Raw genomic sequence first — 16,900 nt, 5'->3', positions numbered from 1 at the left:
CCTTGCGCAAGTGGCGCAAGATGCACGAGGGCACCTCGCTCTGGTGGTACCTGCAATCGCGCAACAAGAAGTCGATTGCGGTCAACCTGAAGTCGCCGGTCGCGCCGGTCGCGCTCGAGCATCGACAGGCCCAGCGTCGAGGCGGCGAGCCGCCCCTCCGCCGCGCTCGCGGCGACCAGCGCCTTCTTCTCGGCGATCTCGGCATCGATGTCCCGCACGAAGCCGCGGCTCGAGGCGACGCTCTCGCGGGCGATGCGCAGGGCGTCCGCGCCCTCGCGCAGCCGGGTCCGGATGCCGAGCAGGTCGAGGCAACGGCGGCGCAGCTCGGCGCTCGCGGCCCGCGCCTCGTGGGTCGCGGCGGCGAGCACCGCGTCGCCCCATGTCTCGTACCGGTTGAGCAGCCGCCTGAGGCGGTTGAGCTTCTGCTCCAGCTCGCCGATCGTCTCGAGCAGCGCCCGCCAGTTCTCCACCGACTGGCGCACCCGCTCCACGTCGAGAGGCTCGGCATCGAGCACGAAGGAGCGCACGAAGGCGCTGGTGTCGAAGATCGGCTTGAAGGCGACGGCATTGGCGAAGCTGCGCAGGAAATGGCGCGGGTCCGGCACCGGCGCGCCCTCGCGCAGGGTCAAGAGCAGCTCGGCGGTGAAGCGCTCGCCGGAGGCCCGGAACTCCTCGAAGCTCTCCGCCTTGCGGCGCAGATCGACCGCGATCTCGCTCCAGGGCGCGGTGTAGCTGCCCTCCCCGTTCTGGCGGGTGTAGTCGGCGATCTCGAAGCGGTGGCCGGTGGCGATGAAGCGCGAGAGCACGGTCTCGCGGCTCTCCGAGGCGCGCGCGGCCAGCGCCAGCCCCACCGAGACGATTCGGCCGGTATGCTCGTTCTCGAAGACCAGGACGAGGATGGTCTCGCAGGCTTCCCGGGTCGGGCGCCCGCCCTCGGCTGGATCGCTGATCCAGCCGAGGCAATAGTCGCGTACGGTGCGCGCGCTGCGGCCCGAGGCCGAGGCGTTCAGCGCCAGCCGGCTCGCATTGTTGCCGGCAAGCACGGTGCCGACCGCGTCGAAGATGGTGGACTTGCCGGCGCCCGTGGGCCCGACGAGCGCGGTCGCGCCGCGGACGCGGATCTGCTCGCGCCGGATCAGGTACCAGTTCGCGATCGCGATGTCGGTGAGGCGGTACACCCGGTCTTGCCACAACGGTTTTCGAGCGGGCCGGCGCGTCGGCCCGGTCACCGGACCGGCCCGGAGGCAGCGCGTCGGCGCGACCTCGCGCGAGGCCGCGCCGCCCTGTTGCGGGCAACGCCGTGCGGATGCAACCCGGGACCCTCTATTCGCTGGGGTCGGCGGACTCGGCCCAGGCCTGGATCCGCTCCAGCCAGCCGTCCGAGGCGAGGACGAGGATGCCCGGCAGCACCGAGACCGGGGTGATCCGCTCGGAGCGGTCGCGCTCGCCCATGCGCAGGCCGCCGCGGCGGGAGAACAGGCGCAGGATCTCGATCAGCCGCGCCTCGTCCGGCGGGTCGGAGCGGGCGGCGGTGCGGATCGTCTCCACGAGGTCGTCCGTGGTGCACTCGACCACGCCATCGGTGGAGATGCGGTGGTCGCGCACGCCCTCCTCGTAGGCGAGGCGCAGCGCCAGCAGCACCAGGGTCTCGTCCTTGCGCAGCCGCTCGGCGACGATGTCGTGCCGGGCCGAATCGGCCGGCAGCGTCAGCGAGACCATCTGGTCGCGGTGCGAGACGGCGAGCTGGTAGCCGAGGCAGGCGAAATAGTCGGTGAAGAAGGGCGCGTAGTGGCGGGCGAGCTCGTAGGAGCGGCCGATGCCCGGGGTGTTCGCGTAGATCACCTGCGCCTTCAGCAGCACCTGGAGCGCACGGGACAGTTCCTCGGCATCCGGCGCGCGGGCGCCCGGCGGCGCGGGCTCGTCGCCGTCGATGATGGCGCGGAAGGGCTCAAGCATCGGCGCGGCGTTCCAGCACGAAATCCGGGCAGTCGAGCCAGCCGTTGGAGAGGCGCTCGCTCAGATGGGTGACGGAGAAGCGCGCCCCCAGCGCGCCCTCGAACAGCACGTCCATCTCGCGCAGGCGCTGGAACACGATGAAGGCGTCCACGTCCGTGATCGTCAGGTCGGAGCCGCGCAAGGCGCCGCGCTCCGGCAGACGGGCCTCCACGAACGCCGCCATGCGTTCGGGCGTCACCGTGGTGCGGCGGCGGAAGGCGGCCTTGGCCTCGACGAAGGCCTCGATGCGGGAATCGACCACGATCTCGGGGAGCGGGTCGATGTCGATCGGGGGGCGCAGGCGGCGCGGCGTCGCGAGATGGGCCTCGCCGAGGGGCGGGCGCAGGAGCGAGACGTCGGCCGGGACGTCCGGGGCCGCCGCGGCGGCGCCCACCGCCCGCAGCGCCGCGGCGGTGCGCTCGATGCCGAGCGAATCCGGCCGGTCCATGTAGCGCACCGCCGCCGCGATGCGCCGCTCCATCCGGGCGACCACCTCGTCGACCGCGTCGAGATGCCGGTCGATCCCCTCGAACACGGAGAGGATCTCGGCGAGGTCGGCGCGGACGGCGCGCTCCCCGGCCTCGACGGTGCCGGCCCGGCCCTCGCGCACCAGCCCCTCGGCGAGCGCGCGGATCATCAGCACGTCGCGCAGACCGCGGCCGGCCTCGCGCACGATGGCCGAGCGGAAGCGGAACGGGTTGAAGCGGGTGTGCAGGGTCCGGTAGTCGCTGATCAGGTGCCGCTCGACGAAATCCTCGAAGTAGAGGCGGAAGGCGGCGCGGCGGTCCTCCTCGCGCAGGATGCGGTCCTCGATCTTGCGCATGGCGCCTGCGAGGCCGCGCAGATGGGCGAGGAAGGCATTGGCCTCGCGGGCGGCGTTGGCGAGCGCCTCCGAGCGCTCGGCCGGGTTGGCGAGCGCGCTCTCCAGGCTGCCCAGCACCTCCAGCACGGCGCCGCCATAGGAGCGGGTCTCGCCGCGCTCGAGGCGCGAGAGTTCCTCGAGCAGCAGCCGCGCCTCGGGATCGAACTCGACCACGGGCACGTAGCGCTCGCGCCGCTCGATCAGCCAGCCGGATTCGAGGAAGCGCCGGTAGAGGGCCGAGCGCCGCTCGACCGCGTCCGGCGGGAAGGTGTCGTCGTCGGCAAGCTCCGGCGTGTCGTAACTGCCGGCGAAGGCGCCGATCTCGGCGAGCAGGTCCGCCTTGCGCATCGGCTCGGAGCCGATCACCCGCCGGTGCAGGTGCAGAAGCAGGGCCGCGTTGAAGGCCCGGCTCGGCGAGGCGAGCGGCCGGAACAGGTCGTCGGGAAGCTGTGCGAACAGCACGGTGTCGACCTGCCCCGGCGCGCGTCTTACTTCGAGCCGATCAGCTCGACGTCGAAGAGCAGCGTGGCGTTCGGCGGGATCACGCCGCCGGCGCCGCGGGCGCCGTAGCCCATCTCCGGCGGGATCACGAGGGTGCGCTTGCCGCCGGCCTTCATGGTGGCGACGCCCTCGTCCCAGCCGCGGATGACCTGGCCGGCGCCGATCTGGAAGGTGAAGGGCTGGCCGCGGTCACGCGACGAGTCGAATTTCTTGCCCTTCTGGCCCTTGTCGTACAGCCAGCCGGTATAGTGGACGGTCACCTGCTGGCCGGTCTTCGGCTCGGGGCCGGTGCCCACCACCTCGTCCTGGTACTTCAGGCCGGAGGGCAGGGTGACGAAATCGGCGTTGGCGGCAGCGGTCATGGCGATCAGCGCAGCTCCTGCGAGCGGAAACAGACGAGGCATGGGTCCTCCCCCGGGCCGGCGTCCGGCGCCGCCCGTCGGCGGGCCTCTTACCAGCCTTGGGCTCCCGGAGGCCAGCGGGTGGGCGGAGCCGGTTCCACGCTTCCCGCGTTGAGGCACCATGCAGACCGCAGACACCATCACGCCTCAGGACTGGGACGCCCGGGTCGACCGGCTCTCGGAGAAGCTCCCGGACAGCCTGCGCCGGGCCCTCGACTGGCTGCGCGAGCCCTCGCGGCTCTGGCTGCGGGTCGGCGCGGCGATCCTGTTCATCCTCGGCGGGATCTTCTCGATCCTGCCGGTGCTCGGCCTCTGGATGCTGCCGGTGGGCCTGGCGCTGCTGGCGCAGGACGTCCCCGGGCTGAAGGTGCCGCTGGAGAAATCCGCCCGCTGGATCGAGGCGACCTGGGCGCGGCTCAAGGCGCGCTGGCGGGGCTAGAGCGCTCTCCGCCGAGTTGGAGACCGGTTCGGCGAAGCGCGTCAGAACAGGACCGCGGAGCCGTCGCCGACCGCGTCGCGCCCCGCGAGGACCCTCGGACCCGTCAACATTCCGCGCGCGCATCCTCCAGGAGCTGCGCGAGGCCCGAATCGACCTCCGCCGCCAGCAGGGCCCGCTCCGCCTCGGTGAGGTCGGAGGCCCAGCCCCTGGCCGAGAAGCCCTCGGCGCAGCGGGCGCGCTCGGAGTCGATGAAGGCCTCAGTCTCCGCAGGCCGGGTCCGCATGGCGTGGACGAGGCCGAACCAGGCGGCGCGCTCGACCACCGCGAGGCGGGCCCGCAGGCGGATCATCACCGCCCGCTCGGATGAGACGGTCTCGTCGGACATCAGCGGCGCTGCTCGCAACGGGTCTTCACGTAGCTGTCCTTGGCGATCTCGATCCCCGAATTGGCGGCGATGACCGGGCCCTGGACGAGACATTCCTGCAGCGTGTGCGCCGGGCCGGTCACCACGTCGATCGCGGTGTCTCGGGTGCAGTCCGGGGCTTGCACCGTGTTGGCGCAGATCAGCGCCACGACGAGGATCTGGTTCATGCCACCTCCCTGCCCGCCTCTGCGGACGGGCCGGGACGATTGAAGACGCGGCATCCGGAGCCGGCAAGAGGCCGCATCGACGCGGCGCCGGCCCGATCGGGCGCTCAGGCGCAGAAGGTCTCGTCGAAGGCGTAGCCGGAGCCGCGCACGGTGCGGATCGGGTCCGGCTGGCGCGGGCGGTTGAGGGCCTTGCGCAGGCGGCCGACATGCACGTCCACCGTGCGCTCGTCGATATAGACGTCGTGCCCCCAGACGCCGTCGAGGAGCTGCTCGCGCGAGAAGACGCGGCCGGGGCTCTGCATCAGGAACTCGAGCAGCTTGAACTCGGTCGGCCCGAGATGGATCTCGTGGCCGCTGCGGCGGATGCGGTGGCTGACCCGGTCGAGCTCGATGTCGCCGGCCGCCAGCAGGTCGGCCACATGCGCGGGCTTCGCCCGGCGCAGGAGCGCGCGCACCCGCGCCAGGAGCTCCGGCACCGAGAAGGGCTTGACGATGTAGTCGTCCGCCCCCGTGCCGAGGCCGCGGATGCGGTCGCCCTCCTCGCCGCGGGCGGTGAGCATGATGACGGGCAGGCGCTCGGTCTCGCGGCGGGCCCGCACGCGGCGGCACAGCTCGATCCCCGAGAGGCCCGGCAGCATCCAGTCGAGCAGGATCAGGTCGGGTGTCTGCTCGGCGAGCCGCAGCTCCGCCTCGTCGCCGCGGGCGGCCACGTCCACGGCGAAGCCCTCCGCCTCGAGATTGTAGCGCAGGAGGGTGGTGAGGGCCTCTTCGTCCTCGACGATCAGGATGCGCGTGCGCATGTCGGTTCTCCGGACGCCCTGGGCCGAGCCGCGCAGGGCTCAGGACGGTACGTCTCTTTCGTCCTCTGTCTCTATCGCCGGCCGTGAGCGGCCGCCTCAGGCGGCGCCCGGCGTCACCGTGGCGTAGTTCGAGGCGTCGTTCTTCGGGCGGTCGCCGGTCGGGGTCTCGCCGGTGACGAGATACTGGATGGTCTCGGCGATATTGGTGGTGTGATCGCCGATGCGCTCGACGTTCTTGGCGCAGAACAGCAGGTGCGTGCAGAACGAGATGTTGCGCGGATCCTCCATCATGTAGGTCAGGAGCTCGCGGAACAGGGAGTTGTACAGGGCGTCGATCTCGCCGTCCCGCTCCCACACGTCGTGCGCCGCCTTGGTGTCGCGGCTGGCATAGGCGTCGAGCACATCCTTGAGCTGGCCCTCGGCGAGGTCGCTCATGTGCTGCACGCCCAGGATGATCTTCTGGCCGACCGGCTGGTCGCTGATCGCCACGACGCGCTTGGCGACGTTCTTGGCGAGGTCGCCGATCCGCTCGAGATCGCCCGAGACGCGGATCGCCGAGATGGTCTCGCGCAGGTCGATGGCGAGCGGCTGGCGCCGGGCGATGAGGAGCACCGAGCGCTCCTCGATATCGTGCTGGATGGCGTCGAGGCGCTTGTCGGCCTGGATGACGTTCTGCGCGAGGGTGGAATCGCGCCGCACGAGGGCGTCGGTCGCCTCGGTGACCATCTTCTCGGCGATGCCGCCCATCTCGGAGATGGAGCGGCGCAGGTTCTCCAGGTCGGTGTCGTAGGAGGTGACGATATGGTCGGGCATGCCGGGATCCTCGAAGCGGCTGGACGGTCGGGCCGGACTCTCAGCCGAAGCGGCCGGTGATATAGTCCTGGGTCTGCCGCTTCTCCGGGTTCATGAAGATGCGGTTGGTGGGGCCGAACTCGACCAGCTCGCCGAGATACATGAAGGCGGTGAACTGCGAGATGCGGGCCGCCTGCTGCATGTTGTGCGTCACGATGGCGATCGTGAACTCGTTGCGCAGCTGCTCGATCAGCTCCTCGATGCGGCCGGTGGAGATCGGGTCGAGGGCCGAGGTCGGCTCGTCGAACAGGATCACCTCGGGACGCTGCGCCACGGTGCGGGCGATGCAGAGGCGCTGCTGCTGGCCGCCCGAGAGGCCCATGCCGGATTGCTTGAGCTTGTCCTTCACCTCGTCCCAGAGCGCGGCCTTGCGCAGGGAGGATTCGACGCGGGCGTCGAGCTCGGCCTTGGGCAGCTTCTCGTAGAGGCGGATGCCGAAGGCGACGTTGTCGTAGATCGACATCGGGAAGGGGGTCGGCTTCTGGAACACCATGCCGACGCGGGCGCGCAGGTCGTTCAGATCGACGCGCGGGTCGAGGATGTTGGCGCCGTCGAGCAGGATCTGCCCTTCCGCGCGCTGCTCCGGATAGAGGCTGTAGATCCGGTTGAAGGTGCGCAGCAGCGTGGACTTGCCGCAGCCCGAGGGGCCGATCAGCGCGGTGACCTGACGGTCGTGGAAGTTGAGGTTGACGTTCTTCAACCCGTGGAACTGGCCATAGTAGAAGTTCAGGTCCTTCACGGCGATCCGGATGGGCGCGCTCGAATCGGCGTTGGCGCGGGTGGCGGGCTGGGTCAGCGCCTGGGTGGCGGCGGTCGCAGCGGTGCTCATGGGGAAGGTCCTTCCGGCCGTCGTGTCAGCGGGCGCGCTGCGGCTTGATCACCACGCGGGCGACCACCGACAGGGCGAGGATGGCAAGGGTGATGAGGAGCGCGCCGGCCCAGGCGAGCTGCTGCCAGTTCGGGTAGGGCGAGAGGGCGAACTGATAGATCATCACCGGCAGGTTCGCGACGCCGCCCATCAGGTCGGCATTGAACCAGCTGTTGTTGTTGAGGGCGGTGAAGAGGAGCGGCGCGGTCTCGCCGGCGATGCGGGCGAGCGCCAGGATGATGCCGGTGACGATGCCCGACGAGGCGGCGCGCCAGGTCACGCTGCGGATCACCGTCGAGGGCGGCGCGCCGAGGGCGGCGCCCGCCTCGCGCAGGGTGCCCGGCACCAGGCGCAGCATGTCCTCGGTGGTGCGCACGATCACGGGCGTCGCGATGATGGCGAGCGCCACGCCCCCGGCCCAGCCCGAATAGGTCCCCATCGGCCGCACCATCAGGGTGTAGACGAACAGGCCGATCAGGATCGACGGCGCCGAGAGCAGGATGTCGTTGAGGAAGCGGATCACGTCCGCGAGCTTCGAGGTGCGGCCGTACTCGGCGAGGAAGGTGCCCGCCATCACGCCGATCGGGGTCGCGACCACGATGCCGATGGTGGTGAGCACGAGGCTGCCGAGGATCGCGTTGGCGATGCCGCCGCCCTCGGTGCCCGGGCCCGGGGTCGGGTGGGTGAGGAGCGTCGGCGAGAGGCCGCGGACTCCCTCGACGATCAGCATCAGCAGGATCGAGCCGAGCACGACCGCGCCGAGGACGGTGGCGAGGGTGCAGGCGAGGCGCAGCATCCGGTCGGCGGTGCGCCGGGAGGGGCGCACGCGGCTCTGGCGGACGCTCGGCGTGATGGGGGTCGCGGCGTTCATCGAAGGCTTCCTCAGGCGACCTTGACGCGCCGCGTCAGCAGGCGGGCGACGATCAGGACGATGAAGGTGATCACGAAGAGGATGCAGCCGAGCGCCATCAGGGCGTTGAGCTGCAGGCCGTCCGCCTCGTTGAACTCGTTGGCGATGCGCGACGCGATGGTCGAGCCCGGATCGAAGATCGAGGCCGAGAGGCGGTTCGCGTTGCCGATCACGAAGGTGACCGCCATGGTCTCGCCCAGCGCGCGGCCGAGGCCCAGCATGATCGCCCCGATGATCGAGACGGAGGCCTGCGGGATCAGGACGTGGCGCATGACCTCCCAGGTCGTGCAGCCGATGCCGTAGGCGCTCTCGCGCAGGATCGTCGGGATCTGGTCGAGCATGTCGCGGGCGATCGAGGCCACGAAGGGCACGATCATGATCGCCAGGATGAAGCCGGCCGTGAGGATGCCGACGCCCGAGGGCGCTCGGGCGTAGAGCAGCGTGCCGACCACCGGCAGGCCCTCGACGAGGTTCGAGACAGGCACCTGCACGAAGCGGGCGAAGAGCGGGGCGAAGATGAACAGGCCCCACATGCCGTAGATGATGCTCGGCACCGCGGCGAGGAGCTCGATCGCCATGCCGACGGGCTTGCGCGCCCAGCCCGGGCAGAGCTGCGTGAGGTAGATCGCGATGCCCAGCGAGATCGGCACGCCGATGACGAGGGCGAGCAGGGCCGAGGATAGGGTGCCGATCACCGCGACGAGCGCGCCGTACTGCTCGGTGCCGACGTTCCAGACGCTGGAGGTGAGGAAGCCGAACCCGAACTCGCGGAAGGCCGGCCAGCCCCCGTAGATGATCGAGCCGATGATGCCCGTCAGCACCAGGAGCACGATGATGGCGGACGCGTAGGCCGCGCCCCGGAACAGGCTGTCGGCGCCCTTGCTCGGGCCGCGGCGCAGAGCGGGGCGCTGCGAGTCGGCCAGCGCGATCTGATCAGTCAAGGCGGTCATCCGCGGTTCTCTTCACCGGGGTGGGCGTTTAGCGCGCGGATCCGACCGGCGCGAGGGCGGGCGACGGGCTCACGCACGATCAATTTCCGGCGATGAGCCGGGATGCACCATCGGAGAGCGTGGCTTGCCGAGGGACGGCGCCAGGGCGCCGTCCCGGTCTCAACAGGATGCCGTCGGGCGGCCGGTCACATGCCGAGGACGGGCTTGCCGTCCTTGCCCTTCACGGACTTCCACTCCTCGTGGATCAGGCCGACCACGTTGTCCGGCAGCGGGACGTAGTCGAGCTCGGTGGCCATCTTGTCACCGTTCTTGTAGGCCCAGTCGAAGAACTTCAGCACCTCGGCGGACTTGGCGGCGTCGGCGGCCTCCTTGTGCACGAGGATGAAGGTCGCGGCGGTGATCGGCCAGGCCTCGTCGCCGGCCTGGTTGGTCAGCGAGATGCCGAAGCCGGGGGCGGCCTTCCAGTCGGCGCTGGCGGCGGCGGCCTGGAACGCCTTGTCGTCGGGCTGCGGGAACTTGCCGGCCTTGTTCTGGATCAGCGCGTAGCTGAGCTTGTTCTGCTTGGCGTAGGCCGACTCGACGTAGCCGATCGCGTTCGGGACCTGCTTGACGGTGGCGGTGACGCCCTCGTTGCCCTTGCCGCCCTGGCCGGCCGGCCACGAGACGGTGGTCGCCGCGCCGAATTCCTTCTTCCAGCCGTCGGAGACCTGGGAGAGGTAGGTGGTGAAGATGCTGGTCGTGCCGGAGGCGTCCGAGCGGTAGACCGGGGTGATCGTCGCGTCGGGCAGCTTCAGGCCGTCGTTGAGCTGGGCGATCTTCGGGTCGGACCACTTGGTGATCTTGCCGGCATAGATGTCGGCGATGAGCTCACCGGTGAGCTTGAGCTTGCCGGGCTCCAGGCCGGCGATGTTCACCACGGTGACGACGCCGCCCATCACGGTGGGGAACTGGACGAGGCCGTCCTTCTCGAGGGCCGCGCCCTTCAGCGGCGCGTCGGTCGCGCCGAAATCGACCGTCTTGGCCTGGATCTGCTTGATGCCGCCGCCGGAGCCGATCGACTGGTAGTTCAGGCCCGTGCCCGTCTCCTTGCGGTAGGCCTCGGCCCACTTCGAGTAGACCGGGAAGGGGAAGGTGGCGCCGGCGCCGGTGATGTCGGCGGCGCGGGCCGGCAGGACGAGCTGGGCCGCCGCGAGGCCGAGGGCGAGCGCGTAGGTGAAGGGCTTCACGTGATTCTCCGTTGCCACCGGGGGGACAAGCACTGCCGGGCGGATCGGGCGTGACCGCCTGTCGTCCGAGCCGGCCGTGTCGGCCGACTTTCCCAGCCGGTTTCGCGTCTAAGTCCCGGCGCTTGCGGCCCTATGACACGGATATGACGTCCGGATGACACACCCCCGCACGCTCCCGAGTTGCCTCCAGCCCGGCGTGGCACGGTTCGCGCCTCTCGCGCGTTTCTCCTCACACGAAGCCCGCACGCCGCCGGCGTGAGTGAGAGGAGCTGCATGACCGTGGGCAACTCGCTGCCCGAACTGGAGCCCTCGAGAGCGGGGGCCGAGGACGACGCCTTCCTCGCCCTCCACGCCGAGCGCGAAACCGTGGAGCGTGCACTCTCCCTGGCTCATGCCCGCCAGCGTTTCAGCCAGAATCCGGACGAGGCCGAGCGTGCGAAGGCCGAGGAGGCTGATCTCCTAGCCCAGCTCGACCGGATCATGACCCGAATCCGAGCCGCCGAGTACAAGCGCCGGCCCGGGGCGCGGCGCTGGTAGCGCCCAGTTGTCGGGAAAGTTCCGGACGGCTCCCCGTCAGTTCGCGCGGCGCAGTGCGCGTTCCTTGCTGCGTAGGCGCAGGATCAGGTCAACCTGCGAATCGGGAATGGGCAGCTTGTCGATGCTCGTCTCGTAAACGGTGCGCAGTGACTCGCCGAGGCTGCGTGTGTCGACCGGGCGTCCGGACATCCCATCCTGTCCGCCTGCGGCTTCAGCCTTGATCGCCGTCTGGCTCATCCTTTTCCCCGGCGCGACCCGCGCGGGCTCTGGATTTCTGGCCCGCGTCCGATCAGGATGACTTGGAATGGTTAAGAGTCGGTAAACCTTAAACCCCTGGTAACCTTGACCATTCGTTTTCACACACCTGCCGCTTGCAGCAGGCTCGCCGCTGCGGCGCGGGCCTCGTCGGTGACCTGCGCACCGGCCAGCATACGGGCAATCTCTTCGCGCCGGGCAACCTCCGGCAGCGAGGCGACGCGGGTCGCCACGCGGTCATCGCCCTTTACAGGCGCCTTGCTGATCAGGAAATGAGTCTGGGCGCGGGCGGCGACCTGGGGAGCATGCGTCACGCAAACCACCTGAACCGTAGCTGAGAGCCGGGCGAGCCGCGCGCCGATCGCGTCGGCCACGGCCCCGCCGACCCCGGTATCGATCTCGTCGAAGATCAGGGTCGGGGCCGATCCCTTGTCGGCGAGTACCACCTTGAGGGCCAGCATGAAGCGGGAGAGCTCGCCTCCGGAAGCCACCTTCATCATCGGGCCCGGCCGGGTGCCGGGATTGGTCTGCGCCCAGAACTCGACGCGCTCGGTACCGGCCGGGTCGCGGGAACCCGCATCGGTGGTGATCTCGGTGATGAAGCGGGCGCGCTCCAGCTTCAGCGGGGGTAGCTCAGCCTTCACTGCCGCATCGAGGTGCTTAGCGGCCCGCCGCCGCCCTGCAGCAAGCTTCTCGGCCGCCTGCGCATAGGCACGCTCGGCTGCCGCCAGGGTCTGCTCCAGGCCGGTGAGAGCTTCCTCGCCCGCATCGATCGCGGCCACATCGGCGACGTAGCGCTCGCGCAGGGCCGCAAGGTCGTCGGCGGCGACATCGTATTTGCGCGAGGCGGCACGGAGGGCGAATAGGCGTTCCTCCACCCGTTCCAGCTCGCGCGGGTCGAACTCGGTCTCGGCGACCGCGGCGTCGAGCACGGCGCGGGCCTCATCGAGGGCAACCAGAGCGGCGTCGAGGGCCGCAACGCAGGGCTCGACCAGCGCCGGGAGCTGGCTGGCGCGGCGCTCCAGCTTCCGAACGGCAGAGGAGAGGTGCGGCGCCATGGAATGGGGCCCGCCGACCGCGTCGAGCGCCTCGTTGAGGTCGCGGGCGACCTTCTCGCTCTGCTGCATCACCGTGCGGCGCTCGGCTAGCATCGCCTCTTCGCCGGGCTTCGGATCCAGCTCGGCCAGTTCCTCGACGGCGTGGCGCAGGAAATCGACCTCCTTACGTGCGGCCTCGACGCGGGCGCGGTGCTGATCGAGGGAGGTGCGTGCGCTGCGAGCCCGGCGCGAGGCCTCGCCGACCGCTGCCAGGGGGGCGTGCAGGCCGCCGAATGCATCGAGGATGGCGCGGTGCGTGCCGGCATCAGCCAGCGCCCGGTCGTCGTGCTGGCCGTGGATCTCCACGAGGGCCGCACCGATCGCCCGCAGCACCTGCACGCCTACCGGCTGGTCGTTGATGAAGGCGCGGGTGCGCCCGTCCGCCATCTGCGTCCGGCGCAGGATCAAGTCGCCCTCTGTGTCGATCTCGGCCTCGGTCGCGATGCGGCGGGCCGGATGATCGATGGGAGCGTCGAACACCGCCGTGACACTGCCCTGGCCCTCGCCGTGGCGCACGAGGCGGCCGTCTCCGCGTCCGCCGAGCGCCAGCGCAAAGGCATCGAGCAGGATCGACTTGCCCGCTCCCGTCTCGCCGGTCAGGACGCTCAGCCCGTCACGGAAGTTCAGCTCGAGCTTATCGATCAGAACGATGTCGCGGATCGCAAGCTGCACGAGCATGCTGCGGCACAGATCCCTATAATGCGCCCCTGTCGCGGCTGAGGTCGTTTAGCCCGAAGGGCCGTGGAGTTCACGCCGAAAATGCGCGCCGTGCGGACGCACCAGGATAGCTCTTTGAGGGAGGGGTCAGCGCTCAGCGAAACCCATTGCACGGAGTCCTGCCGCGAGCGCGTCGGGCTCCACCACGAACCGGCAAAGCGATACGGTGTGGAAGCCCTCGGGCAGAGTCCGCCCGTAGATTTCGCCGTAGCGGATGCCGAGGGGTGTCAGCAAGTCCCAGAAGAACGGATCCCAGAAGCCTTCCGGGCTCAGGAGAAGAGAAGAGGCGCCTGGTGCGCAGGCCAAGGCCGTGACGAAGGCTGCGCCTTTTGCCCCGACGACGAGTTCCGCCTCCCGGAATTGCGCAACTTGCTCCGGGAAGCCGAGGTGGTCTGGGCGAATCGGCTGTAGCCCGAACCGATCCAGAACCGACTGTAGCTCCGCGATGTTGGCGATGTCGCGGCCCGGGATGTGGCTGCGGTCGATGTAGAGGCGTCGCCGTGCCCCTCCCCCTTCGGACGGAGCAGTTCCGAGCGCGTAGGCACGTGTCGCTGCCAGTGCCGCCGGATGCTTGAACAGCGGCGGGACGTGCACGGGGCGCACGTAGAGCAGATGGTCGGCGTCGCAGAGGGTGTCGTCGTCGATGAAGAGGCATTCAGCCTGCGGGAAGTACCGCTCTGCCAGGTCGTCCATCATCGCGCGGATCGGTCCTGTCTGGACATCGCCAAACAGAATCGCATCCACACGCAGGCCGGCGCGCGCCACAAGCGGCAGTAGGGGGAGCAGGTCGACTAGCCAGTGGCCGTAGTTGCGGTACCAGGGGCGCTTCACCAGAAGGGTATGGCCCCTCAAGCGCCGATAGGCGGAGGCGCGGACAGCGTAGCTATCTCCGTGGGCCTCCGATCCCTCCGGAGCGTGCCCGTGGTTCAAGAACTCCGCTGCGGCGTTGAGGAGAAGGCGACCGTCCCGCAGGATGACGCTTCCCTGACCGAAGATGCTCGCATCCGGCAGGGTGAAGAGGTCGATGGCTTGCCCTGCCTCGTGCAGGTGGGAGAGATGCGTCCGCAGAGCGGTGTCCGCTGCGGGTTCCATGAGGCGGGTGTCGAGAAAGGCCGGGGGCGTCCGCTCGTAGGCGATAGCGGGAGCCAGAGTCGCGATGGCGACATTTCGGCTACCCGCTTGGATATCATCGCAGGAGGCGACCCCGCGTGCGATCCGGTGATAAGCCACGCCGTCCCCTGCAGAGGCTCGCCGGATCGCATGAAGCGAAAGGAACTCGGACCCGATTACTCGGCCGAGGCGGTCTTGCCCATCACCGAGCGGTAGACCTTGCTCAGGAAGGACGACTTCTCCTCGCGCGGCTCGAGCCCACCGGTTGCCAGGAGGGCGTGCGCGTCCTTGTACCAGGGGCTGTCGGGGAAGTTATGCCCGAGGACGGCCGCGGAATTCTGCGCCTCGCCCGTGATGCCGAGGGCCATATAGGCCTCGGTCAGGCGCATGAGTGCCTCCTCAGCATGGCGGGTGGTCTGGTACTTGGCGACCACGTCGCGAAAGCGGTTGATCGCCGCTGGGAAGTTGCGCTTCTCAAGGTAGAAGCGGCCGACCTCCATCTCCTTGCCGGCGAGCTGGTCGCGGGTGATCTGGATCTTGGCCTTGGCGTCGGCGGCGTATTCCGAGGTCGGGTAACGCTGCACGAGTTCCTGCAGTGCGACGAGCGCCTTCTCTGAGCGATCCTGGTCGCGGGTCACGTCCGGGATCTGCTTGTACTGCGACATCGCCATCAGATACTGAGCGTAGGCCGCGTCCTTGCTCGCAGGATGGCGCTGCAGGTAGCGCTTCGATGCGTTGATCGCATCGTCGTATTTCTGGCCTTGATAGTTCGAGTAGGCGGTCATCAGGAGCGCCTTACGGGACCAATCCGAGTAGGCGTACTGCTTGTCGAGGTTGTCGAACTTCTTGACTGCCGCCTCGTAGTCGCTGTCCTCGAGCTTGGCCAAGCCTTCGCTGTAGAGCTTGTCGGCCGGCGTGTTCTCGACGACCTCGGGCTTGTACTTTTCGGCGAATAGGCCGGTCGGATCGAAATCGCAGCCGCCGAGGCCGAGGCCAAGGGCGGCCACGAGGGCGGCCGAAGCCTTCCGGGTGCGAGGGGTGAGGCGCATCAGCGGTTCTTTCCCGAACGGGTCCGGGCCCACCTCACGCGGAGCGGGCCGCCTTCCTGAGATCTGGTTCCGAGCCGGGATCTTCGGCGACTTGGCGCAGGCTGCACCCAGACCGCCGCGGGTCCTTCACGGATGCTTCACCGTGACGCTCGATTCGGGCGTCAAAGCGGCAGGGACGCGGCACCCGCATTCCGCGAGTGGCTGTGGCTCGCGTGCAACGGTTCCTGCGGTCAGAGTTCCGCGGCGAAGGCCGCGATGCCGAGGCCGACGCCGAATTCGGCGAGCGCGGTCTCCCGGCGGGTGCCCGGCGCCTCGACAATGGCGTAGTTTGCGCGATCGGCGAAGAGGGCAGTGAGGACGCCGACATTCATGCGGTGGCCGCCACAATAGGAGCGGTAGGCGCCTTGGATCGGCAGGCCGGCCAGCGCGAGGTCGCCGACAGCGTCCAGAATCTTGTGTCGGACGAACTCGTCGGCGAAGCGCAGACCCTCGGGATTGACCACGGCAGTCTCGCCGACGGCGACGGTGTTCTCAAGGGAGGCGCCGAGCGCGAATCCGGCCTTCCAGTAGCGCTCGACGTCCTTCATCATGCCGAAGGTGCGGGCGCCGGCGATCTCGCGGCGATAGGCGGCAGCGCTCAGATCCATCGCCTTGCGGCTGCGGCCGATCACCGGATTGGCGAAGTCGATCTCCACATCGAGGCGGAAGCCGCGATCGATCGGGCGGAGTTCGGCGAAGGCCTCGCCGGCCTCGATGCGCACGTGCCGCAGGATCTTGATCCAGCGGCGGGGTACGCCGCAGCCGGCGATGCCGACCTTGTCGATCGCCTTCACGAAGGGGAGCGCGCTGCCGTCGAGGATCGGCATCTCGGGGCCGTCGATCTCGACCAGGGCGTTGTCGATGCCCAGCCCGAAGAGAGCAGACATCAGATGCTCGATGGTGGCGACCGCGCCGCTCTCGACGTCGCCGATGACGGTGCACAGCTCGGTGGCGGAGACGCAGGCGTGGTGGGCTTGGATCAGCCGGTCATTGCCATTGGGCATCCCGGTTCGGAGAAAGGCGATTCCATTGTTGGCCGGAGCGGGCCGAATCGTAATCTCAGCCGGGTTGCCGGAATGGACGCCGATGCCATTGAGGGTCACCGCGCCTTTGAGGGTCGTCTGCTGGTTTGATCGCATTCCTTAGCCCTCGGCCGTGACCCTGCCGCTGGTGCCAAGCTACTGCCCGGCGCCGCGCCTTCCTGATCCGTCCGCTGCTTGAGTCCCTGCGTGTCGGCAGCCTTCGGCCACCGCATTTCTCATCGTTCGCAAGGTTTATAGCGGTGCACCAAGGGGCGGCCAAATCACGGATTCTTACGCTCTGTTACAGACACGCTTTCGCCTAGATTCAGAAAACAAGTGACCTATCAATGTGTTAAAGGATGGTTAACCGAGGTTGGAGCCAACCGAACGGCTGTGGCCGAGATGCACCATCGTTGGAAGCGCATGGCTGATTGTGCATTGCAAAAAGCCCGCCGACCCTCGTGGGCGACGGGCTTCTCGCGTGCGGCGGAAGGCCCCGAACTTGGCCGGGGCCGTCGCGTCAGTTGGCCTGGCGGCGCAGGAAGGCCGGGATCTCCAAGTGGTCGTCGTCCATCATGCGCGGCTGCTGCGGCGCGGCGCGGCCCTGGGCGTCGAGGTTGCCATGCGGCGCGCGGTAGACCGGGGGCGCGGGCGGCACGGCGCTGCGCGGGGCCGGAGC

19 protein-coding genes are annotated in these 16,900 nt (G+C 69.2%); 2 read left to right on the top strand and 17 right to left on the bottom strand.

All coding sequences use genetic code 11. From position 1 onward, the window contains the following. The 4 genes from MET9862_RS24385 to MET9862_RS24370 form a co-directional block, all read right to left on the bottom strand. The coding region (locus MET9862_RS24385; protein WP_142585549.1) for an ATP-binding protein at window positions 1-1,178 on the bottom strand (1,178 nt) is incomplete at its 3' end. A 145-nt stretch (window positions 1,179-1,323) separates the two neighbouring features. Continuing rightward, window positions 1,324-1,956: a DUF4194 domain-containing protein gene (locus tag MET9862_RS24380; RefSeq protein WP_142585546.1), complete on the bottom strand. Its 633-nt coding sequence runs from the start codon at window positions 1,954-1,956 to the stop codon at window positions 1,324-1,326. Then, a complete protein-coding gene (locus tag MET9862_RS24375; RefSeq protein ID WP_142585544.1) occupies window positions 1,949-3,319 on the bottom strand; it encodes a Wadjet anti-phage system protein JetA family protein in 1,371 nt (456 codons plus the stop codon). Before MET9862_RS24375 ends, MET9862_RS24380 begins: the two co-directional genes overlap by 8 nt. Window positions 3,320-3,345: 26 nt before the next feature. Then, window positions 3,346-3,762 carry an FKBP-type peptidyl-prolyl cis-trans isomerase gene (locus MET9862_RS24370; protein ID WP_142585542.1) on the bottom strand — a complete coding sequence of 139 codons (417 nt, stop codon included), beginning with the start codon at window positions 3,760-3,762 and terminating at the stop codon, window positions 3,346-3,348. Between the two features lie 118 nt (window positions 3,763-3,880). Here MET9862_RS24370 and MET9862_RS24365 point away from each other — a divergent pair, with 118 nt between their 5' ends. Then, the gene (locus MET9862_RS24365; protein WP_142585540.1) at window positions 3,881-4,198 is read left to right on the top strand and encodes a hypothetical protein; all 318 of its coding nucleotides are present in this window, start codon (window positions 3,881-3,883) and stop codon (window positions 4,196-4,198) included. Window positions 4,199-4,301: 103 nt separating this feature from the next. On the opposite strand, the gene MET9862_RS24360 is transcribed toward MET9862_RS24365, so the two are convergent. The 8 genes from MET9862_RS24360 to pstS form a co-directional block, all read right to left on the bottom strand. Beyond that, a complete protein-coding gene (locus MET9862_RS24360; RefSeq protein WP_142585538.1) occupies window positions 4,302-4,583 on the bottom strand; it encodes a hypothetical protein in 282 nt (93 codons plus the stop codon). Further along, window positions 4,583-4,789, bottom strand: a complete 207-nt coding sequence (locus MET9862_RS24355; protein WP_142585536.1) for a hypothetical protein — start codon at window positions 4,787-4,789, stop codon at window positions 4,583-4,585. Before MET9862_RS24355 ends, MET9862_RS24360 begins: the two co-directional genes overlap by 1 nt. A 104-nt stretch (window positions 4,790-4,893) precedes the next feature. After that, window positions 4,894-5,589 (bottom strand): phosphate regulon transcriptional regulator PhoB, encoded by a 696-nt coding sequence (phoB, locus tag MET9862_RS24350; protein ID WP_142585534.1) that lies wholly within the window; start codon window positions 5,587-5,589, stop codon window positions 4,894-4,896. Between the two features lie 96 nt (window positions 5,590-5,685). Beyond that, window positions 5,686-6,402: a phosphate signaling complex protein PhoU gene (gene phoU, locus MET9862_RS24345; RefSeq protein ID WP_142585532.1), complete on the bottom strand. Its 717-nt coding sequence runs from the start codon at window positions 6,400-6,402 to the stop codon at window positions 5,686-5,688. A 40-nt stretch (window positions 6,403-6,442) separates the two neighbouring features. After that, window positions 6,443-7,270: a phosphate ABC transporter ATP-binding protein PstB gene (pstB, locus tag MET9862_RS24340; RefSeq protein WP_142585529.1), complete on the bottom strand. Its 828-nt coding sequence runs from the start codon at window positions 7,268-7,270 to the stop codon at window positions 6,443-6,445. Between the two features lie 25 nt (window positions 7,271-7,295). Next, the gene (gene pstA / locus MET9862_RS24335; RefSeq protein WP_142585527.1) at window positions 7,296-8,180 is read right to left on the bottom strand and encodes a phosphate ABC transporter permease PstA; all 885 of its coding nucleotides are present in this window, start codon (window positions 8,178-8,180) and stop codon (window positions 7,296-7,298) included. Between the two features lie 11 nt (window positions 8,181-8,191). Continuing rightward, window positions 8,192-9,169, bottom strand: coding sequence for a phosphate ABC transporter permease subunit PstC (pstC, locus tag MET9862_RS24330; protein ID WP_142585525.1), 978 nt, complete (start codon window positions 9,167-9,169; stop codon window positions 8,192-8,194). 185 nt (window positions 9,170-9,354) lie between these two features. After that, window positions 9,355-10,395, bottom strand: coding sequence for a phosphate ABC transporter substrate-binding protein PstS (gene pstS, locus MET9862_RS24325; RefSeq protein ID WP_142585523.1), 1,041 nt, complete (start codon window positions 10,393-10,395; stop codon window positions 9,355-9,357). Window positions 10,396-10,668: 273 nt separating this feature from the next. Between pstS and MET9862_RS24320 the strand changes: the two genes are divergently transcribed. After that, window positions 10,669-10,932 (top strand): hypothetical protein, encoded by a 264-nt coding sequence (locus MET9862_RS24320; RefSeq protein ID WP_142585521.1) that lies wholly within the window; start codon window positions 10,669-10,671, stop codon window positions 10,930-10,932. A gap of 36 nt (window positions 10,933-10,968) precedes the next feature. Here MET9862_RS24320 and MET9862_RS24315 read toward each other — a convergent pair whose 3' ends face one another. The 5 genes from MET9862_RS24315 to lpxC all read right to left on the bottom strand — a co-directional run bounded on the left by MET9862_RS24315 (window position 10,969) and on the right by lpxC (window position 16,338). After that, window positions 10,969-11,169 carry a hypothetical protein gene (locus MET9862_RS24315; protein ID WP_142585519.1) on the bottom strand — a complete coding sequence of 67 codons (201 nt, stop codon included), beginning with the start codon at window positions 11,167-11,169 and terminating at the stop codon, window positions 10,969-10,971. Window positions 11,170-11,288: 119 nt separating this feature from the next. Beyond that, complete coding sequence (gene recN / locus MET9862_RS24310) at window positions 11,289-12,962, bottom strand: DNA repair protein RecN (protein WP_142585518.1); 1,674 nt, start codon at window positions 12,960-12,962, stop codon at window positions 11,289-11,291. Window positions 12,963-13,088: 126 nt separating this feature from the next. Next, on the bottom strand, window positions 13,089-14,093 hold the full coding sequence (locus MET9862_RS24305; protein ID WP_142585516.1) for a glycosyltransferase family 61 protein: 1,005 nt from the start codon (window positions 14,091-14,093) through the stop codon (window positions 13,089-13,091). A 194-nt stretch (window positions 14,094-14,287) separates the two neighbouring features. Then, complete coding sequence (locus MET9862_RS24300) at window positions 14,288-15,160, bottom strand: outer membrane protein assembly factor BamD (protein WP_142585514.1); 873 nt, start codon at window positions 15,158-15,160, stop codon at window positions 14,288-14,290. 230 nt (window positions 15,161-15,390) lie between these two features. Continuing rightward, a complete protein-coding gene (gene lpxC, locus MET9862_RS24295) occupies window positions 15,391-16,338 on the bottom strand; it encodes a UDP-3-O-acyl-N-acetylglucosamine deacetylase (RefSeq protein ID WP_142585513.1) in 948 nt (315 codons plus the stop codon). Window positions 16,339-16,900: the final 562 nt, after the last annotated feature.

It is taken from the genome of Methylobacterium symbioticum, assembly GCF_902141845.1.
GTDB classification, from domain to species: Bacteria; Pseudomonadota; Alphaproteobacteria; order Rhizobiales; family Beijerinckiaceae; genus Methylobacterium; species Methylobacterium symbioticum.
Note: the sequence above shows the minus strand (reverse complement) of the source record. Positions and strands in the feature narration are given on the sequence as shown.